We start from the raw sequence: 19,764 nt of genomic DNA, 5'->3' as shown, positions 1-19,764 counted from the left end.
GGCATTCGGCCCGCGCCAGCACTCCTTCCGTGTCGCTCTTCACTTGTGCGCGGTGTTCAGCGCTCACCGGCGCTGTCACGGCCGGCGCCCGGCCGGATCACTCGGCCCGCTGCTGGAGCTGCTCGGCAAGGGTCTGCCAGGCGGCCGCGCAGCTGCGCGCGAGGTCGGCGACCTCGGGCGCCCAGTGACCGGGCAGACCGCGGCCCAGGCTCTCCATGCCCTCGCCGTCCACCGTGTAGTGGTGGAGCCAGCGCAGGGTGCGCCGGCCCGCCTCGTTGAGCCGCAGCGAGGGGTCCTCGCTCAGCTTGGCGAGCAGCTTCTGCCGGTCGACGGAGACGTCCCGCCGCTCGCTGCGGGCGCTCACCGCACGCTGCGTCTGGCGGGGCACCACGGGCCCGCCCGGCGCCGGGCTCTGGCCCGCGGCCGCGCGGTAGCGGCCCGGCACGGGGTCCTCGCCCCGGTCGATGCGCTGGCGCACGTCCCGCACGGTGGCCGGGGAGAGGCCGGTCGCCCTGGCGACCTCGCGCAGCCCCGCGTCGGGCCGCTCGTGGATCATCGCGGCGGCCTGCTGGCGGCGGTATCCGCTGTCCAGCGGGCGCAGGCGGCCGTCGCGGCCGAGGCGCGCGTTCGACTGCGGAGCGTCCGCCGAGGAGCGGGACCGGATCCGGGAGATGGTCTTGTCGGAGAGGCCGACGGCGGCGGCGACGGCGCGGTCGGACCACTGCGGATGGGTCATGATGATGCGCGCGGCGGCCACCGAGCGGTCGGACCGCGACAGCGGCAGACCGTGGGTGACGTTGGCCTTGACGGCCAGGACGTATGCGGCGCCCTCGTCGCAGTCCACCATCCTGGCCTGGATGGTCGTACGGCCGTTGAGGAGCGCGGCGCGCACCCGGTGAGTGCCGTCGATGACGCGCATCGACGAACGGTGGACGGTGATCGGCGGCAGCGAGTCCCCTGCCTCGGCGAGTACGCGTACGTGGTCCTCGTCCGCACCGCCGAGACGCGGCGAGTCCTCGAAGACGAGGGAGTCGATGCGTACTTCACCGGCGGGATGCGACTCGATCCAGACCATGGAGGTCACGACCTCGTCGAGGTCCGCCGCATGGATCTTCAGTAACTGATCGTCAATTGATTGCTCGGCCAGACTCACTTTGCGCCCCCTCGCAATGAATCGGAACCGGAATCCACTTCCGGTGTGCGAAATGAAAGGCGACGGGCGAAGCCTTGTCAACCACCCTGGAGCCAGGCTCACGAGGCCCGGATTCCCGTGCGGGACAAGGCCGTTCACGCGCGCGCGAGCGGCCCGCAGGGCAGCCCGAAGAGCCCTCGGAGCGGCGTCAGCCGCACTGCTGTACGAGGGCAAACGTCGAGTCGTCGATAGCGGAAGTTCAGGTTCCGTCAAGCGCGGACAACCTTCTGTACCGTCGAAGGTGAACAGGCGAGGGAATCGGCCCACGGAGTGGGGCCGGACGTTCGGGGAGCGTCAGAAGAGGGGCCGGAATCACACATTCCGCCCGGTTGATCGGCTTCGCACTCGTGATGCTCCCGGGGCCGTCGTCCACCCCCGGGGTGACCGCCGGTCGCAATTCGGGCGCGAAGCGGTGGCGTAACTCCACCCGACTGGCGTGAAGTTGGCCTGTTTATTGGCCGAGAACAGACCCGGAACCTGTCACACCGCCGTGACGGGCCCCGGGCCTGCGAGGCGTCAGCCGACGCAGATGCCGTCGACCGCGACCTTCTCGAACAGATGGGGCGAGACGGTGCACCCCTTTGGGTAACCCTCACCGCCCGGGCGGAAGCCGGGGTTGCTGTGCGCCGCCGCCAGATGGACGGCGGACTGCCAGACCGCGACGTTCACCAGGATCCGGCTGCCGGCGATGCCCCGGTGCATCTGGGTGGAGATGAAGCCGGGCTGCCGCGTGAAGTATGCGGCGTCCTCGCGCCACAGCGCCAGGAACTCCTCGGCCCTGCCCTCCGGAACGGTGAACGTGTTGACGAGCACGACCGGGCCGGTCCGCTCCTGGAGTTGCTTTGTATAAGGAGTGCTCTCGTCGGCTTCCACGAATTCGATCACGGAACCTCCTGCGGGTCGGCGGGATGAGCCGGAGTGCCGGTCAGCGGGGCGAGCCGAACCAGCGCGCCAGCGCGTCGAGCAGCTCGCCGCCGTCCGGCGCGGCCCAGGCGACGTGTCCGTCGGGACGGAGGAGGACGGCGTCCGGCGTCGTCCCCTCGGCCGTGTCCGCCGGAACCCAGCCGTCCGGGACGATGTCCACCCGGTCCGACCAGCCCGCGTCGGTGACGATGTCGATCCGGTCGGACCAGCCGGCGGCCAGCCGGGCCGCCTCGGTGCTGCCGTCCGCGACGAGGAGCACCCCGCGCGCCGGGTGCAGCAGCTGGGAGACCCGGGTGGTGGAGCCGTCCCCGAGCTTGACCTCGCGGTCGGGCATGCGCAGCCCGAGCAGCGGGTGGCCGGTGGCGCCGCCCATGTCGTACCGGATACCGAGCCCGCTGACGTGCCCGGCGAGGCGCCGCGCCGCGTCGGGCGACTGCACCAGCTCGCGCATCACCTGGCGCATCGGCTCCATCTCGTCGCCGGTGAGATAGAGGGACGCCTGGGCGAGGGTGTTGCGCAGCAGCTTCTCGCCCACCGGGTGCCGTTCGGCCTGGTACGTGTCGAGCAGGCCCTCGGGCGCCCAGCCGTTGACGGTGGCGGCCAGCTTCCAGCCGAGGTTCACCGCGTCCTGGACACCGACGCTCAGCCCCTGGGCGCCGGCCGGGATGTGGATGTGGGTGGAGTCGCCGGAGAGCAGGACCCGGCCGCGCCGGTACTCGGCGGCCTGGCGCGTGGCGTTGGTGAACGCGCTGACCCACTTCGTCTCGGCGCCGTGCAGCGACTGCCCGGTGAGCTCCTGCCAGGAGTCCGCGATCTCGCTGAACGTCAGCTTGGTGTTGTCGCGGGGAGTGAGCTTCGCCGGATGGATGATGATCCGGGTCACGCCCTCCTCCAGCCGGATCGCCATCACCATGCCGCCGTCGACCCGTTCGCCGATGACGCGCGGCTTGATGTCGGGGCGGTCGACGACGTCGGCCACGTACATGCCCCGGGTGGCCTCGCGTCCGGGGAAGTCGATGCCGGCCAGCTTGCGGATCCGGGAGCGCCCGCCGTCACAGCCCACCAGGTACTGGGCGGTGTGCTCGGCACGGCCGTCCGGCCCGTCGACCACCACCGTGATGTCGTCGGCCCCTTCCCGGTAGTCGACCACCTCGTATCCGCGGCGTACGTCCACGCCGAGGTCGCGGACCCATGCCTCCAGGATCTCCTCGATGCGGTACTGGGGCACTCCACGGATACCGAAGTGGTTGTCCTCCAGGGCGGTGAAGTCGATGCGCACACCGCCGAAGTGGCCCTCGTTGCCGATCTCGATGTCACCGAAGCGGGCCAGCAGTCCGCGCTGGTGGAACACCTCGGCGGCGCGCCGGGTGAAGCCGACTCCGCGCGACTCGCCGCTCGGGGTGGCTCTCTGCTCGTGGACAACGACGTCGACACCGTTCAGCCGGAGCTCGCCGGCCAGCATCAGCCCCACCGGTCCGGCACCGGCAATGATCACGCCAGTTCCCATTTTTCGTCCTCCTGGATGAGATATGCGAGATCGAATTCAGCACTTCGAAAATCAACTCGCAACGCCGCTCGATGCCGCTCAAGCGGCCTATCGAGCTCGAAAACGGAGCGTTGGATGCGATCATGCTCAACGGCTCAGGAAAAAGCCTTTCGGGCCGCCGAAGAAGTCTGCAACTCGCCGATCAGGGGCGTCAAGGGGAATGGGTCCTGCTGTTTTTCATGATCTTTTCCATAAGACCCCACCTGGCCACTTAGGCAAGCCTTATTGAAATACGCGCCGCACGCTCCCCAATGATCCTTTTCCATCCTCCGGAAAGGATCAATAAAACGGAATAGGAATGACCTATTCAGGAGACCGTAGTGCCTTGTTCCGGATAGCCGGCCACGCGTCAAGATCCAATTCGCCGCTCGACATCGACTTTCCGCGGTTGCCCTCTTGACTGGGTGAATTGGATGTTGGAAGGGTGATCCACGCAGAACACCAGACTTAATAAGGAGAGCCACGATGTCCTCCGCAGTCACGCAGAAGCTCACCGTTTTTCTGGCGTTCCCGCGGGATGCCGAGGAGGCGGTGACGTTCTATACGTCCCTCTTCGACGACTCCGAGGTGGTCAACACCATTCGGGCCCGCGCCGGTGAGCCCGGCTGGGTGGAGGGGACCCTGCAGCACGCGGTCTTCACCATCGCCGGCCAGCAGTTCATGTGCATCAACATTCCGCCGGACGGCGCCCGGGGCTCCGACCACGCCCCCTGGGACAGTTACTCGTTCTCTCCCGCGATGGCGGTGTACATCCAGTGCGACTCGGACGAGGAGTTCGACCGGGTCTTCGAGGGCCTCTCCGAGAAGGGTGAGGTGATCATGCCGATCGGCACCTACGGGTTCAGCGCCAAGTTCGCCTGGGTCAACGACCGCTTCGGCGTCTCCTGGCGGATCAACCTTTCCGAGAGCAAGGTCGAGTAACCGCACCCCCCCGCTCCACCGTCGGCCATGAGGCACTGCCGCCTCATGGCCGACGCTTACCTGCGGAAGCCTTCTTCCATAATCCTATTACTTACCGGTCAGTCACTTACTCTCGGCGCCCACCGCTCGGCTGCCCGCTGCCGGATTTTCCCACCTCACGACTTCCTTTTACCGGGTTCCACCCGCCCGGATTTCCCGTGCCCGTTTTCGAGTTCCCTTCGCAAAATGCAAGATCCGTCGAACGTCCCCCTTGACCACGGGAGAGCACATGATCTTGGTAACCGGCGCGACCGGGAACGTCGGCAGAAACATCGTCGACGAGCTGCTGAAATCGGGGGAGCAGGTGCGGGCCATCGCACGCGATCCCGCCAAGTGCGCCCTGCCGGGCGAAGTGGAGGTCATGGCGGCCGACCTGAGCCGGCCCGAGACGCTGGCCCCGGCGCTGCGCGGCGTCGAACGCCTCTACCTCTGGCCCGTGTTCGGCGAGCTCCAGGGAGCCGTCGACGCCATCGCGAAGGCCGGGGTGCAACATGTGGTCATGCTGTCTTCGGAGGCGGTCGCCTATGCTGCCGAAGAGCCGCACATCGCGTGCGAGAAGGCAGTCGTCGAGTCGGGAATGTCGTGGACGTTCCTGCGGCCGAGCGCGTTCATGTCCAACGATCTCCTCTGGATACCCCAGATCGCCAAAGACGGAGTGGTGCACGGTGTGTACGGAAGTTCCGCGATGGCGCCGATCCATGAGCGCGATATCGCGGCGGTCGCGGTGAAGTCCCTGCTCGCGGCGGAATCCGGAATCATCCATTCGATCACCGGGCCCCAGTCGCTCAGCGCGGCGGAGCGGGTGCGCATGATCGGTGCCGCGCTCGGCATCCCCACCCGCTTCCAGGAAGTGCCGCGCGAACGCGTCCGCGCCCAGATGGTCAAGTACCTCTCCGGGTACGTAGCCGATCAACTCCTCGACCGGCGCGAGGCGTTGCAGGACCAGGACGCGGAAGTGCTGCCCACCGTCGACGTCGTCACCGGCCGGCCGGCCTACACGTACGCCGAGTGGATCACCCACCACGAGGCGGAGCTCCGCCCCGTACCCCAGCTCTGACACTTTGTGAGGTGCACTGTGCATTCCGCCGTCAATGAGACCTTGAACTCGCTGGACCGCACGCGTCGGCCCGTCATCGGCATCACAGCCGTCGTGACCCAGATCAAATTCGCGATCTTCGAGATGGACGCGACGTTCGTACCCCAGACGTTCGTCCAGAAGGTCGCCGACGCCGGCTGCATACCGGTTCTGCTGGCTCCCCAGCCCGGGATCGAGCAGGCCGTCGACGGGCTCGACGGTCTGCTCATGCTCGCCGGCCCGGATGCGGACCCGGCGCTCTACGGCCAGGAGAAGCACGAGAAGACCGGTTGGAACGACAAGGTCCGCGACCGGCACGAACTGGCCCTGCTGGAAGCCGCGTTGGCATCCGACCTGCCCACTCTCGGCATCTGCCGGGGCGAGCAGCTGATGAACATCCTGCGCGGCGGCACGCTCCAGCAGCACCTGCCGGACATCGTCGGCCACGACAACCACTCCCCCGGCGGGAAGGAGTACGGGCAGCAGAAGGTGCGGCTCGAACCCGGCAGCCACCTCGCCAAGTTCCTCGCCAAGGACGTCGTGCCCTGCCACCACCACCAGGTCATCGACGAGCTCGGCGAGGGCCTGACGGTGACCGCCTGGTCCGAGGACGGAACGGTGGAGGCCATCGAGGTCAACGACCACCCGTTCGCGGTCGGTGTGCAGTGGCACGCCGAGGAGTCCGACGACGACAGCCCGTTCACGGCGCTCGCGGAGGCGGCGCGTCAGCGGATGTCGGTACGGCGCGGCTAGTTCGCACCGGCCCGGAATCCGCACCGGTCGGAATCCGCTCAAGGAACGACAGAGGCGCGGCACGGCCGAATGGCCGCGCTGCGCCTCTTGGTGTTGCATGGAACGTGTTGCGTGGAGGGGTGTTCCACGGGTTTCAGGGGGTGTTCCCGGGAGTGTGGACCACTGATAACAGGGAACTCTCCCGGTTTCGGGGCGCCGTCCGGAGGATGGCCGGTTACTCCGCCAGGACCTTCACGTCCATGTCGTCCAGGTGCTCAGGGTCGGCGAGCATGTCGATCGCGGCGATCCGGCCGTCCACGACGATGAAGTCGAAGACCACCTTCACACTGCCGTTCGGCGCCCAGACCATGCCCGGGGCCCCGTCCACCAGCGCGAGTTGGGCGACTTGGGCCCGGCCCGAGAACGTCTTGGCGACCGCCTGGGCACCCAGTGCGCCGCTCGCGCCCATCGCCAGGGCGGCGCCGTCGACGCGGACCACGACCTCCGGGTCGAGCAGGGCGAGCAGTTCGTCGAACCGGCCGCCGCGCGAGGCGGCGAGGAAGGCGTCGACGATCTGCCGCTGGCGCCCCCGGTCGGCGGTGGGCACGGCCTCGGCGCCCTGGACCCGGCGGCGCGCCCGGCTGGCGAGCTGCCGGGTGGCGAGGGTGGAGCGCCCCACGACCGGGGCGATGTCGTCGAAGGGGACGGCGAACATGTCGTGCAGCACGAAGGCGAGCCGCTCCGCCGGGGAGAGCGTGTCGAGCACCACGAGGAGCGCCGGGCCGACCGAGTCGACGAGCACCGCCTCCTGTTCGGGGTCTGCGCTCTGGTGCGCACCGTGCGGGGCGGGCGGTGGCCGCTCGCCGAGCAGGTCCTCGCGCCGCGACTCGCGCGAGCGCAGCAGGTCCAGGCAGACGCGCGCGACGACCGTGGTCAGCCAGCCGCCCAGGTTCTCCACCGCGTTCACGTCCGAGCGGCTGAGCCGGAACCAGGACTCCTGCACGGCGTCCTCGGCCTCGTTCAGCGAGCCCAGCATCCGGTAGGCGACGGCCCGCAGATGGGGGCGGTACGCCTCGAAGCGCTCCGCCAGCCGTTCGGTCTCGTCCATCGGTCACATTCCTCCGCCGGGCCCGTCGTCACGTACTGCGAAACCCAGCCTATGGGACAAGTCACATCACGTTCAGATCTTGGATGTTCGGTATCCAGTTCGGTTATTTCATATGAAATTGTCTGGCCGTTCTCCGCCCCGGACGCCGCCCGGCGCGGGGCCCCCTCGCCAGGTGGTCCGTCGTCGCCCGCCGTCAGCCGAGCTTCGCGGCGAGGAACTCCTCCCAGGTCACCCGGGCCGTGTCGTACCCGTCCTTCGGGCCCTTCGGCAGCAGCCCGCCGGAGCGGATCTTCCCGATGCCGGGCATCCACACCGGCACCACCGGGGCGCCCTTGTGGACGGCCTTCAGATACGCGCGGATCATCGCGACCGCGTCCGTGGCCCGCGGCCCCACCAGGTCGGGCACCCGCCCGGCCGGCTTGTCCAGGGCCAGTTCGGCGAGCCGGACCGCCACCTCCTCGGGGTCGATCGGCTGCACCCGGAAGCCCGAGGGCACCGGGACCAGCGGCAGCTTCTTCGCCTTCTGGGCCCCGTTGAGGATGAAGTCGTAGAACTGGGTGACCCGCAGCAGCGTCCAGGGCAGCCCGGACTCGGTGACCACCCGCTCCGACTCCAGCTTGGACTTGAAGTAGCCGAAGGAGACGTCCTCGACTCCGACGATGGAGATGTAGACCAGGTGCGCGACCCCCGCCTTCCCGGCCGCGCGGACCAGGTTGCGGGTGGCGTCGGCGTCGCCCTTCTTGTCGCTGGCGCAGTGCACGAGCGCCCGGACGCCGTCGACCGCGGGGCCGATGCCCTGGTCCTTGGCCAGGTCGCCGGTCACGTACGCGATGCCGTTCTCGGCCGGGCGGCTCTTCCTGCTGAGCACCCGGACGTCGGCACCGGCGTCCCGCAGCCGTGGGACGACCAGTCGTCCCAGCGTGCCCGTGCCGCCGGTCACCAGGATGGGCGACGTCATGGCTCCTCCTCGGTTGAAGTGTCGCCACACTGACGAGCCGGCCCGCGAAAGTGTGACGCCGCGGTTCCGGACCGGCCCCGGACACGCGCACGGGCGCACCGCTCCCGCGAGGAAGCGATGCGCCCGCGATCGGGGACCGCACGTACCAGCCGGTGGTGTGTCGTACGTACGGGGTCAGCCCAAGCGCGCCGATTCGGCGTGCGGCCTGACCGGGAGGTCCGCCTCGTCGCGCTCGGGATGGCCCGGGCGCCAGAACTTCGGGCCGAGCTCAAGCGCGAGCGCCGGGATCAGCAGGCTGCGGACGATGAACGTGTCCAGCAGGATGCCGACCGCGACGAGCAGGCCCTGCTGAAGCGAGGCCACCGTCGGGATCGCCGCGAGCACGCTGAAGGTGGCGGCGAGGACGAGACCCGCCGAGGTGATCACACCGCCGGTGACGGTGAGGCTGGTGAGGATGCCGTCGCGGTGGCCGCGTTTGCCGACCTCCTCGCGGGCCCGGGTCATCAGGAAGATGGTGTAGTCGACACCGAGGGCGACCAGGAACAGGAAGCCGAACAGCAGCAGCCCCCGGTCGATCCGCGGATACCCGATGGCGTGGAAGAGCAGCGCCGCGGTTCCCACGGCCGCGGTGTACGAGAGCACCACGGACAGCAGCAGCATCAGCGGCGCCACCAGTGCCCGCAGCAGGATGATCAGCATGATCAGGACCACCGCGAGGATGAGCGGGATCAGTACCTTCTCCTCCTTGCCCTGGGCGTCGGAGGTGTCGAGGGCGATCGCGGTCTGGCCGCCGACCACCGCGTCCTTGGCCTCGCCGGAGCTGTCGTCGAGCGCGGTGCGCATGCGGTCGACGGTCTTCCGGGCGGCCTGGGTGTCCGGCGCGTTCTTCAGGACGGACTCGATGTGCGTCCAGCCGTTCTTGGACGCCACGCTGGTCGCGCTGGTGACGCCGGGCACGCCCTGGACCGTGGAGAGCGCGGCGGCCGCGCCCGCGTCCTTGACGTACACGTCGGCGGGCGCCGACGAACCGGCCGGGAAGTGCTCGGCCAGCAGCTCCTGACCCGCCACCGAGTCGACCTTCTTGGTGAACTGCTCGGCCTGGGTCTGCCCGGTGCTCAGCGACATCGCGCCGAACGCCAGCGCCCCGAGGACGACCACCGTGCCGATCCAGATCGGGCGCGGCCTGCGGCCCACGAAGCCGGAGATCCTCCCCCAGAAGCCGTGCTCCTTCTCGACGCTCGCGTCCACGTACTCCGTCGAGTAGCGCGGGGTGAACGGCCAGAACACCCAGCGGCCCAGGATCACCAGGAACGCGGGCAGCAGCGTGGTCATCGCGAAGTAGACGATGACGACGCCGAGGGCGACGACCGGGCCGAGGCCCCGGGTGGAGTTCATCGAGCCGAACACCAGGCAGAGGGTGGCGATACCCACGGTCGCCGCGGACGCCGTGATCGCCGGCAGGCAGCGTTGCAGCGCGTACACCATCGCCTCGTGCCGGTCCTCGTGGCGGTGCAGTTCCTCGCGATATCGGGCGATCAGCAGCAGCGCGTAGTCGGTGCCGACGCCCAGGACCAGGACGATCAGCACATAGGCGCTCTGCCCGTTGACCGTCAGCCCCGCGTGTTTGGCGAGGAGATAGACGACGGCGCTGGCGACCTGGCTGGCCAGGCCCACCGAGAGCAGCGGGATCAGCCAGAGGATGGGGCTGCGGTAGGTGAACAGCAGGAAGATCGCGACGAGTCCGAGCGTGGCGCCCATCAGCGCGCCGTCCATGCCGGAGTAGACATCGATGAAGTCGGAGATGCTGCCCGCCGGGCCGGTGATCCGGACGTCGAGGCCGTCCGGCGCGTTCTTCTCCGCCGCCTTGCGCAGGTCCTTCACACCGTCGCCGAGGACGCTGTTGTCGCTCTTGTCCGACTTGATGGGCACGCTGAGGAACGCGGCCTTCTTGTCGGAGGCGACGGTGACCTGGGGGATCTCCGCGGCCGCGAGCTTGTCCGTGACGAACTGGGCGCGGTCGCTGTTGACCTTGGCCAGGTCGGCTTCGGTGAGACCGCTGTCGCGCGCGTAGACGACGACGGAGCCGAGCCTGCCCTTGTCCTGGAAGTAGTCCTCGGCGATCTTCACCGCCTTCGTCGCCTGCGCGTTCTTCGGCAACCAGGTCTGGGCTTCGTTGTTCTGGACGTCACCGAGCTTGGCCGCCAGGGATCCGCCCACGCCGATGAGCAGCACCCACAGCACGAGGACGGCCCACTTGGCGCGGCGGCCGGCGACGGCCCTCGCGTATTTGTGGGCGAACGACGTCGTGGATGGGGGCGGCGGCTCCTCGGTGGACTGCCTCGGTGATGGAGGATGCGTCGTCATGACTGCTCGCTAAGGGTCGGGAGTCCTGCGCGGCCGTGCGGCGCCCAGGGCTCTGTCGAACTCGGTCTGTTCGAGGGGCCTCCCCTGTACGACCCGATCGCCTCGACTCGATCGGGGTACCTCTTCCTGTCACATGAGCTGGGTTTTGTTCGTCACTGGTATGACGGAACGTGGCCAGAGGGTGTGACCGTGACGCGTTCGTCACTCACTGACGGAGCGCGACGAAGGAATGTGACCGATGGACGACGGCGAATGGCTGGCGCGGCGTTTCGAGGAGAGCCGCCCGCATCTGCGGGCCGTGGCGTACCGGATGCTGGGGTCGCTGAACGAGGCCGACGAAGCCGTCGAGGAAGCGTGGTTGCAGATCATCGACAGCGGCGACGACGCCACGGACGAGGGTGTCCGGGGCCTGCCCGCCTGGCTGATGACGGTGGTCGCCAACGTCTCCCTTGACCGGCTGCGCACGCGCGGAACGGTTTCCCCTCAGGCGCCCCTGCTGCCGCTGGTGCCGGCCGCGCGCCGGCCACCGGACGACCTCGCGGCCCCGGTGCCCGACGCGCTGGCGGCGGACCTGGCCCGGATGGGCCCGGCCCACGAGGAGTTGCTGGCGGACTCGGTGGGCCTGGCGCTGCTCGTGGTCCTGGAGACGCTGGACCCGGCCGAGCGGATGGCGTTCGTCCTGCACGACCTCTTCGGTCTGCCGTACGAGGAGATCGCGCCGATCGTCGGCGCCGCCGGGCCGGACGCCGCGCGCGAACTCGCGGGCCGGGCGCGCGTCCGGGTGCAGAGCGTCGACCCGCTGCCGGACGACGGCCCGGACCGGCGGCGGCGGATAGTGGACTCCTTCCTCGCCGCCTCGCGCGGCGGCGACTTCGACGCCCTGATCGCGATGCTCGACCCGGACGTGGTGCTGCACGCCGACCGGGAGGCGGTGGCGGTGGGCGCGCCGACGGAGGTGCGGGGCGCGACGTCGGTGGCGAAGACGTTCTCGGGGCGGGCCCGTTACGCCCGACTGGCCCTGGTGGACGGGTCCGTGGGCGCGGTGTGGGCGCCGCGCGGACGGCCGCGGGTCGTCTTCGGCTTCACGATCGTGGACGAGCGGATCACCGGCATCGACATGCGGGCCGCCCCCGACCGGCTCAGCCGGACCGATCTGACGATCCTGGGCGAATAGGCCCGGACAACTCCGCGTCGTTTGGCCCCAGTCGGGGTGACGTCGCACACAACCACGGCGCGCCACCGGGTAGTTCTCCCCGGTGGCGCGCCGTTCGCGTACGACTGGAGCACCGCTCGCGTCCGTCGCCCGCACATTGCTCTCGTTGAACATTTGACGTCCCGAGAACGCCTTCACCCGCCCGTTAATCGGATACCCGATCACGGGATTCCCTTGCTTCACCCATAGGCGGGCGAGGCGGGAATGTGCACGGAAAAGATAACGGACAGCAATCCCGGAAAACGGTAAGGTGACACCAGTAAGCAGCCGTGCGTGGAGTTGCCGCGCGGTGGCGTGCGCACAAGGTGTTCGACTGCGAAAGTTCCGCGGTTGCACGGGCGCGCTTCGCGTATACCTTCGTACGGCGTGGCCATCAGGGTCCCGGCCGATCGGCCGCGCCCCGGGCCCGGATCCCGCACTTCTCGCAGGTCAGCGAGTTCCTCACGGGAGCCATCGGGCCTGCGTACCCACGCCTGCGGCGTGATGACTTGAGCATATTGCGTCCCCTTGCGGAACCGGGGATTATCAAGAGTCCGCGCGATTCAAGATTCCCTCCAGCAGGAATCCACCGCACGTTTTGATCCGCGCCTGCACACCGCTCGCCTGCCGTTCCCATGAAGCGGGCCTCCGTGTAATTCTGACCGAAGTCGCCAAGGTGCGGCGCGCTATTGATGCTCTCTTACGTGGTCACGAGCGAAACAGGACAAGAGGGGGGCCACATGCCCACGAATACTTCGGACGACTCACTCGACGAGGTGGAAGGCTCGGTATCCGGGCGCAACAAGGTGATCGCCGAGCGCACCCGCAGCGAGACGTGGAAGAAGCCGCCGCGCCGCATCGAGCGGGCCGAATGCATCACCTGCGACACCTGCCTGCGTGCCTGCCCGCCCGAGTTCAACGCCATTTTCGACAACGGGCTCGACGTCGTCATCATCCCCGAACTCTGCTCGGGCTGCCCCAAGTGCGTCCTGGAGTGCCCCGTCGACTGCATCTACGTGGACGAGGACTGGACCCCGACGTCCGACGAGATGTGGAACCACATCGGGCTTACCGCTGAGGGTGTGTCATGACAAGTTTCGCTGAGCGCAACGGCACTTCGCGCCGGGCCATCAACGCCAAGAAGCGGCAGAGCCGCCGGCCCAGCCGCCTGGGCGCGGTGGCCGGTGCCACGCCGAAGCCGGACCGCCTCAAGGACGAGGACGCCGGTTTCCCCACCCTCCTCAAGCGCGCCTGGGACAGGGCCGTCGAGGCCCCCGACCTGCGGGCCGCGGTGACCGCGCTGCTCACCCTGGACGGCCACGTACCCGGCGACGTCCAGCTGCGTGCGCTGCGCACCGCGGACGAGGCCGCGCTCAAGGTGCTCTGCGGCGTCTCGTGGCGCGAGGAGAACCTGCCCGCCCCGGTGCGCGACACCTTGGAGCGCCCGGCGTTCCTGGGCGAGCTGGGTCTGACCACCACCGGCCGCATCGTCATCCGCGTCCCCTCCCAGGGCTCGCTCGCCGACGAGGAGAACCTGGTCGACGGCGTGATCGACGTGCCGTGGTCGGCGCAGGACCTGCTCGACTACGAGAGCGAGGTCAACCGCGCGGCCGCCCGCTACGCCGACCAGGTCGTCGACTGCCGACAGTGGCTGGCGGCGCTCGGCACCCCGGCTCGCGACGAACTCCTGGAGACGGTGCGGGAGTCCGCGCTGCGGACCGCCCCCTTCGTCCTCCACCAGGAGGGGAAGCTCTACACGAACTTCCGCGAGGGCAACAACCTCATCGGCAAGACCCTGTGGGCGGGCCACCCGAGCGAGACGTTCAGCAGCCTGCTCGGCGTCGAGATGGAGCGCTGGTCCGACCACGACGCGATGCTGGTCGTCTGCCTCACCCTGCTCGTCCGGTCGGCGGGCGCCGGCCGGATCGAGGAGGCCAACGGTACCCAGCTCACCCTGGACCACCTCGCGTACATGCTGGAGCGCACGCGCCAGAACTACAACGCGGTGCCCGGCGGCGAGCCGGTACCGGCCGCCCCCACGCACCGGGTCGAGGCGCTGAACTCCCTCGCCATGGCGCTGCGCGAGCGCCGCGTCGGGCACGTCCTGCCCAACGCCCAGCTCTACCGCGAGATCCACGGCGCGCTGATGCACAAGATCGAGCGCCTGGCCGGGCCGTACGGCGAGGCGTCGAAGCAGCGCGAGGCGGACCTCACCGCGCGGCTGCGCGACCGGCTGCCGGTCACCGGCGCCACCTTCGAGGAGCTGAGCGCGAGCCTCACCGCGTCTCCCGGCTGGCTCGCGCGCCCGCACGGCGAGTTCGGCACCGGGCTCGAAGCCCTGGTGTACGAGACGGTGGCCGGCGCGACCGACGTCTTCGAGGCCGACTTCGCGATGAGCCGCGGCATGCGTTCCATACCCGAACTCATGCGCGCCCTGCGGGAGCAGAGCTGGGCCGAGATCACCAAGTGGGACATCACCGACTTCTTCTGCTGCGTGGTGCCCGCCCCCGCCGCCAAGCGCCACTACGAGGACTCGGTGCTGCAACTGGCCGACAACGCCTGGGCCATGTCGTCCCGCATGCAGTACAACTCCTGGCACTTCATCGCCGGAAACCTGCCCAAGGTGCCGGCCGTGGTGGAGCGGGACCACTTCATCCCGCCGACCATCCCCGATGTCGCCTTCTACTCCGACCAGCACCACCACGGCCATGTGGCGTCGAAGGTGCGCTTCAGCATCCGCAGCCCGCAGTCGGTCGAGGTGATGGGCCAGAAGTTCAACGGGTTCATGGACCTGCGCCTGCTGCGCTGCGAGGGCACGCCGTTCGACGAGAGCGATCTGCTCGCCGCCCACCGGACCTCCGGGTTCATCGCCAGCGCCATGAGCGCCGCCGCCGCGCTGGTGGCCGAGGGCGAGGACATCGAGGTCACCGCCTTCGACTCCGAGTGGCACCTCAAGTCGGTCCAGGCCGCGGCGGCGAACGCCAGGCAGCCGCACCAGGTGTCGTGACCGGGGTCCCACCTGTCCTTGCAAGGAGATCCGTTGACCTCCATCGGTGACATACGCGAGCTCCTCGCCCGGGGCGAGCTCACCGCGGCCGAGCACGTCCAGTCGGTCCTCACCGCGATCCAGAAGACCGACATCGAGCTCGGGGCGTTCGTCTCGGTCGCGGGCGACGAGGCCGTACGCGAGGCCGGGCTGGCCGACGCCCGGATCCGCGAGCTGGGCCGGGCGGCGTTCGAGCGGCAGCCGCTGCTCGGGATCACCGTCTCGGTGAAGGACCTCATCCAGACCGGGGACCTGCCCACCGCCCGCGGGTCCCTCCTGGAGAACCGGCGGGCCCGGGCCGACGCGCCCTCGGTCGCACGGCTGCGGGCCGCCGGAGCCATCGTGGTCGGCAAGACCACGACGTCGGAGTACGGCTGGAGCGCCTCCACGGTGAGCCGGGTGGCCCCGCCCACCCGCAACCCGTGGGACCCCGAGCTCTGCGCCGGCGGCTCCAGCGGCGGCGCCGCGGCCGCGGTGGCGGCGGGCCTCGGCTCGGGGGCGCTCGGCACCGACGGCGCGGGCTCGATCCGTATCCCCGCGGCCTTCTGCGGTGTCGTCGGCTACAAGCCGTCGTTCGCCAAGGTGCCCTATGTGCCCGCGTGCGCCGACCGGCTCTCCCACCAGGGGCCGATCGCGCGGACCGTGCCGGACGTCATCGAGCTCGCCTCGGTGATCACCGGCAGCCACCCGGGCGACCCGGACTCGCTGATCGGCGCGGTCGAAGTGCCCGGCGAGCGGCGCTCGTTGCGCATCGGCTGGATCGAGTTCCCGGGCACCTCGCCGGAGATCCGCCGGGTCAGCGAGCAGGCGCTGCCCGCGCTCAGCGCGCAGGGCCACCGCGTCGAGCGCATCGAGGTGCCCTTCCGCGACCCGTATCCGGCCCTCGTCGACATCCTCGCCGCCAGCGACGCCGCCTCCACCTCGCCCGCCGACGAGGAGTGGTGCGACCCGGGCCGCCTCGCGATCGTCCGGCACGGGCGCACGCTCAGCGGCGCGACCGTGATGCGGGCCGAGGAGGTGCGCCTCGCGCTGCGCACCAGACTGCACGAGATCTTCGACCGGTACGACCTGCTCGCCATGGCCACCGTGCCCATCGAGCCGTTCGACCCCCACGCGATCGGCCCGCAGTGGGCCAGCCGTCCGGAGGACCTGCTCTGGCTGGCGTGGACACCTGCCACGTATCCCTTCAATATGACTGGCCAGCCGGCCGTTTCCCTCCCGGCCGGGCTCACCCGCGCCGGCCTCCCGGTGGGGCTCCAACTCGTGGGCCCGTTCGGGGCGGACGATCTGGTCCTGTCAGCCGCACGCCGCCTTGAGGCGGACCTCGGGCCCCTGCCGGCCGCACCGGACCGAGTAACCGAAAGGATCCTGTAAACCATGTTCTCCCGGTCGTGGTCCCGCCCCTTCTCCGAGTCGGGCGGTGTCGGACGCCCCGCGTTCGTCACCGAGTTCGGCCTCTGGACCGATGAACAGGCCGCCGCCGCCGAGCAGATCGAGGCGTCACTCGACGAGGTCGACCTCGTCCGCCTGGTCTTCGGCGACCCGCACGGTCTGGCCCGCTCCAAGACGCTCACCGTCGACGCCTTCCGCTCGGTCCTGCGCAACGGCATGGACTTCAGCTCGGGGCCCTTCATCTTCGACACCGGCCACGCGGCCGCGCTCGACTACCTCTCCGACCCGGGCGTCGGCGTCGACGAGATCGCCGGCGCGGGCAGCTTCGTCCTGGTGCCGGACCCGCTGACCTTCCAGCTGCTGCCGCACGAGGGGCCGCGCACCGCCTGGGTGCTCGGCGACGAGTACCTGCGCGACGGCTCCCCGCACCCGCTCTCCGCGCGCAACGTGCTGCGCCAGGTCATCGCCCGGTACGCGGCCCGCGACCTGACGCCGGTCCTCGGCCTGGAGGTCGAGTGGTACCTGACCAAGCGCCTGCCCGGTCCCCCCGGAAACGCGGGCAACGGCTTCGGCCTCCAGGGCGCCGCTCCCGAGGTCGAGGCGGTGAACTCGGGCTACCAGTTCAACCTGGACTCCAACTACGACTCGGTCGCCCACTTCACCAGCCCGCTCGCCCTCAAGCTGCTCGAACTCGGCCTGCCGCTGCGGTCGATCGAGCACGAGTCGGGCCCGGGCCAGATCGAGACGACCTTCAACCCGATGCACGCGCTGGACACCGCCGACGCGATGCTGCTGTTCCGCACCATGGTCAAGCAGACCGCGACACGGCAGGGCTACCACGCCACCTTCATGTCGCTGCCGCGCGTCGAGAGCTTCGACCCGAGCGGCTGGCACCTGCACCAGTCGGTGATGGACGCGAAGACCGGCCGCAACATCTTCGCGGCCACCGAAGGCGGCATCTCGGACCAGGGCAGGGCGTACATCGACGGCCTGCTGGCCCGCGCCCGCGACCTGTGTCTGCTCTCCGTGCCCACGGTCAACGGCTACCGCCGCCTCAGCTCGGAGTTCTCGCTCTCGCCGACCCGGATCGGCTGGAGCTACGAGGACCGCAGCGTGATGCTCCGCGTGGTCGGCGGCGGCGCCGCGACCCACATCGAGAACCGGACCGGCGAGCCCACCGCCAACCCGTACCTCGCCATCGCGGCCCAGCTCTCCGCGGGCTTCGACGGGCTCACCGCCACCCCGGGCGCGGCCCCGCGCCCGGCCGGCGGCGAGGACGCGTACGAGACCCTGCCGCAGTCCCTCGACGAGGCCCTGGAGGCCTTCCGGGCCGGTCAGGGCGCCGAGCTGCTCGGCAAGCCGCTGGCCGCCACCCTCGCCAAGCTCAAGGCCAGCGAGGTCTCCCGCTTCGAGGCCTGGCGCGCCCAGGAGCGGCCCGCCGAGGGTCAGGTCACCGAGTGGGAGCAGCGCGAATACTTCGAGGCCTACTGATGCCCCGTCCGAACCACCTGCCGACGAGCTCACCCTGGGGGTGCTGGCCCATATGATTCCCCGCTATACCCTGCCCGCGATGGCGGACATCTTCTCGGACCAGGAGCGTTACGCGACCTGGGTCCGGGTGGAGATCCTCGCCTCCGAGGCCCAGGTGCGCCTTGGCCGGGTGCCCGAGGACGCCGTCGAGGACATGCGGCGGGCCGCGGTCCCCACCCCCGAGCGGGTGCAGGAGATCGAGCGGGAGCGGGACCACGAAGTGCTCTCGTTCCTCGCCGCCTACTGCGAGGGCATCCCCGACGAGTCGGCCCGCTGGGTCCACCTCGGCATGACGAGTTACGACCTCGTCGACACCTCCCTCGGCCACAACCTGGCCCGCGCCACCGATCTGGTCCTCGCGGCCGGGGCGGAGCTGCGCAAGGTCCTGGTCGAGCGGGCCCTTGAGCACTGGGAGACCGTGATCGTCGGCCGCACCCACGGGGTGCACGCCGAGCCGACGTCGTTCGGCCACAAGCTGGCGCAGTTCGCCTTCTCCGTGGACCGCTCGCTCACCCGCCTCAAGGCGGCCCGCAAGGCCGTGGCGGTGGGCACCATCTCCGGCTCGGTCGGCACGTACGCGCTGATCGACCCCTCGGTGGAGGCGTACGTCTGCGAGGAGCTCGGGCTCGGTGTCGAGCCGGCGCCGAGCCAGGTCGTCGCCCGCGACCGGCACGCCCAGCTGCTCCAGGCGGTCGCCCTGCTCGGCGCGAGCATCGAGCAGATCGCCCTGGAGCTGCGGCTGCTGCAGCGCACCGAGGTCCGTGAGGTGGAGGAGCAGCGCACCTCCGCGTACCAGGGCTCCAGCGCCATGCCCCACAAGCGGAACCCGACCACCAGCGAGCGGCTGAACGGTCTGGCGCGGCTGCTGCGCGGTTACGCGGCCACCGCCCTGGAGAACGTGGCCCTGTGGCACGAGCGCGATCTGGCGCACCAGTCGGTGGAGCGGGTGATCCTGCCGGACGCTCTCGCGGTCGGCCACTTCCAAGCCACCATGGCGACCCGGCTCGTCCGTGACCTCAAGGTGTTCCCGGACCGGATGCGCGAGGGCATCGACCGCACCGACGGCCTGGTCTACAGCTCGGCGGTGCTCGCCGACCTGCTGGCGGACGGGGTGGAGCGGGAGAAGGCCTACCGCGGGGTCCAGGCCGCCGCGAACCGTACGATCGCCACCGGCGAGCACTTCGGGGACACGCTGCGCCAGGAGGGCATGGACATCGGCCAGCTGCGCCCGGAGCGTTTCCTCGTCAACCACGGCGTGATTCTCGATCGATTGGAGGAACTTCGTGACCTGGAAGATTGAGCGTGTGGAGGGTGCCGACCTGGACCTGGAGGAGGTCCTTGAGGTCTACCGCTCCTCCGGGCTCGGCGAGCGCCGTCCGATCGAGGACGTGACGCGGTTCGCCGCCATGGTGCGGAACGCCAATCTCGTGGTCGTGGCCCGCGCGGAGGGCAGGCTCATCGGCATCGCCCGCAGCATCTCCGACTTCAGCTACGCGACGTACCTCTCGGACATCGCGGTGAGTGGCGACTACCAGCGCTCGGGGATCGGCCGGGCGCTGATCGACGCCACGCAGAAGGAGGCCCCGCAGGCCAAGGTCATCCTGCTGTCGGCGCCGGCCGCGGTGGACTACTACCCGCACATCGGCTTCAACCAGCACAACTCCGCCTGGGTCCTCAACCCGTAGGAAAGCGGCGGCTGTTCACACGAAAGGCCCCCGCGGTCCGGCTCGTGAGTTTGTGGTTTC

The 19,764-nt window shown here is 69.8% G+C and carries 16 protein-coding genes; 10 read left to right on the top strand and 6 right to left on the bottom strand.

Going from position 1 to position 19,764, the window contains the following annotated elements:
- Positions 1-97: 97 nt before the first annotated feature.
- The 3 genes from ACFWA7_RS35435 to ACFWA7_RS35425 form a co-directional block, all read right to left on the bottom strand.
- Positions 98-1,153, bottom strand: a complete 1,056-nt coding sequence (locus tag ACFWA7_RS35435; protein WP_385542151.1) for a ParB N-terminal domain-containing protein — start codon at positions 1,151-1,153, stop codon at positions 98-100.
- Between the two features lie 555 nt (positions 1,154-1,708).
- Positions 1,709-2,077 (bottom strand): antibiotic biosynthesis monooxygenase family protein, encoded by a 369-nt coding sequence (locus ACFWA7_RS35430; RefSeq protein WP_385542152.1) that lies wholly within the window; start codon positions 2,075-2,077, stop codon positions 1,709-1,711.
- Between the two features lie 40 nt (positions 2,078-2,117).
- Entirely contained in the window at positions 2,118-3,623 is a 1,506-nt protein-coding gene (locus tag ACFWA7_RS35425; protein ID WP_385542154.1) for an FAD-dependent monooxygenase, read from the bottom strand.
- 504 nt (positions 3,624-4,127) lie between these two features.
- Here ACFWA7_RS35425 and ACFWA7_RS35420 point away from each other — a divergent pair.
- The 3 genes from ACFWA7_RS35420 to ACFWA7_RS35410 all read left to right on the top strand — a co-directional run bounded on the left by ACFWA7_RS35420 (position 4,128) and on the right by ACFWA7_RS35410 (position 6,450).
- Positions 4,128-4,583, top strand: coding sequence for a VOC family protein (locus tag ACFWA7_RS35420; protein WP_385542156.1), 456 nt, complete (start codon positions 4,128-4,130; stop codon positions 4,581-4,583).
- Positions 4,584-4,851: 268 nt separating this feature from the next.
- The gene (locus ACFWA7_RS35415) at positions 4,852-5,679 is read left to right on the top strand and encodes an SDR family oxidoreductase (protein ID WP_385542158.1); all 828 of its coding nucleotides are present in this window, start codon (positions 4,852-4,854) and stop codon (positions 5,677-5,679) included.
- 6 nt (positions 5,680-5,685) lie between these two features.
- Positions 5,686-6,450 carry a gamma-glutamyl-gamma-aminobutyrate hydrolase family protein gene (locus ACFWA7_RS35410; RefSeq protein ID WP_385827189.1) on the top strand — a complete coding sequence of 255 codons (765 nt, stop codon included), beginning with the start codon at positions 5,686-5,688 and terminating at the stop codon, positions 6,448-6,450.
- 214 nt (positions 6,451-6,664) lie between these two features.
- On the opposite strand, the gene ACFWA7_RS35405 is transcribed toward ACFWA7_RS35410, so the two are convergent.
- From ACFWA7_RS35405 to ACFWA7_RS35395, 3 genes are all read right to left on the bottom strand, one after another.
- Positions 6,665-7,537 (bottom strand): sigma-70 family RNA polymerase sigma factor, encoded by an 873-nt coding sequence (locus tag ACFWA7_RS35405; protein ID WP_385542162.1) that lies wholly within the window; start codon positions 7,535-7,537, stop codon positions 6,665-6,667.
- 193 nt (positions 7,538-7,730) lie between these two features.
- Positions 7,731-8,495: an SDR family oxidoreductase gene (locus tag ACFWA7_RS35400; protein ID WP_385542164.1), complete on the bottom strand. Its 765-nt coding sequence runs from the start codon at positions 8,493-8,495 to the stop codon at positions 7,731-7,733.
- A gap of 174 nt (positions 8,496-8,669) precedes the next feature.
- On the bottom strand, positions 8,670-10,859 hold the full coding sequence (locus ACFWA7_RS35395) for an MMPL family transporter (RefSeq protein WP_385827187.1): 2,190 nt from the start codon (positions 10,857-10,859) through the stop codon (positions 8,670-8,672).
- 238 nt (positions 10,860-11,097) lie between these two features.
- Between ACFWA7_RS35395 and ACFWA7_RS35390 the strand changes: the two genes are divergently transcribed.
- From ACFWA7_RS35390 to ACFWA7_RS35360, 7 genes are all read left to right on the top strand, one after another.
- Positions 11,098-12,033, top strand: a complete 936-nt coding sequence (locus ACFWA7_RS35390) for a sigma-70 family RNA polymerase sigma factor (RefSeq protein ID WP_385542168.1) — start codon at positions 11,098-11,100, stop codon at positions 12,031-12,033.
- A 758-nt stretch (positions 12,034-12,791) separates the two neighbouring features.
- Positions 12,792-13,142, top strand: coding sequence for a 4Fe-4S dicluster-binding protein (locus ACFWA7_RS35385; protein WP_218976530.1), 351 nt, complete (start codon positions 12,792-12,794; stop codon positions 13,140-13,142).
- Entirely contained in the window at positions 13,139-15,058 is a 1,920-nt protein-coding gene (locus tag ACFWA7_RS35380; protein WP_385542170.1) for a hypothetical protein, read from the top strand. Before ACFWA7_RS35385 ends, ACFWA7_RS35380 begins: the two co-directional genes overlap by 4 nt.
- 33 nt (positions 15,059-15,091) lie before the next feature.
- Positions 15,092-16,471, top strand: coding sequence for an amidase (locus ACFWA7_RS35375; protein ID WP_385542172.1), 1,380 nt, complete (start codon positions 15,092-15,094; stop codon positions 16,469-16,471).
- A gap of 3 nt (positions 16,472-16,474) precedes the next feature.
- Positions 16,475-17,980 carry a glutamine synthetase family protein gene (locus tag ACFWA7_RS35370; protein ID WP_385827185.1) on the top strand — a complete coding sequence of 502 codons (1,506 nt, stop codon included), beginning with the start codon at positions 16,475-16,477 and terminating at the stop codon, positions 17,978-17,980.
- Between the two features lie 52 nt (positions 17,981-18,032).
- Positions 18,033-19,319: an adenylosuccinate lyase gene (gene purB / locus ACFWA7_RS35365; protein WP_385827183.1), complete on the top strand. Its 1,287-nt coding sequence runs from the start codon at positions 18,033-18,035 to the stop codon at positions 19,317-19,319.
- Entirely contained in the window at positions 19,303-19,704 is a 402-nt protein-coding gene (locus ACFWA7_RS35360; protein WP_371655132.1) for a GNAT family N-acetyltransferase, read from the top strand. Before purB ends, ACFWA7_RS35360 begins: the two co-directional genes overlap by 17 nt.
- Positions 19,705-19,764 lie beyond the last annotated feature (60 nt).

Origin of the sequence: Streptomyces sp. NPDC059994 (assembly GCF_042737755.1) — a bacterium.
Taxonomy (GTDB): domain Bacteria; phylum Actinomycetota; class Actinomycetes; order Streptomycetales; family Streptomycetaceae; genus Streptomyces.
This window is presented reverse-complemented; position numbering and strand designations above follow the sequence as displayed.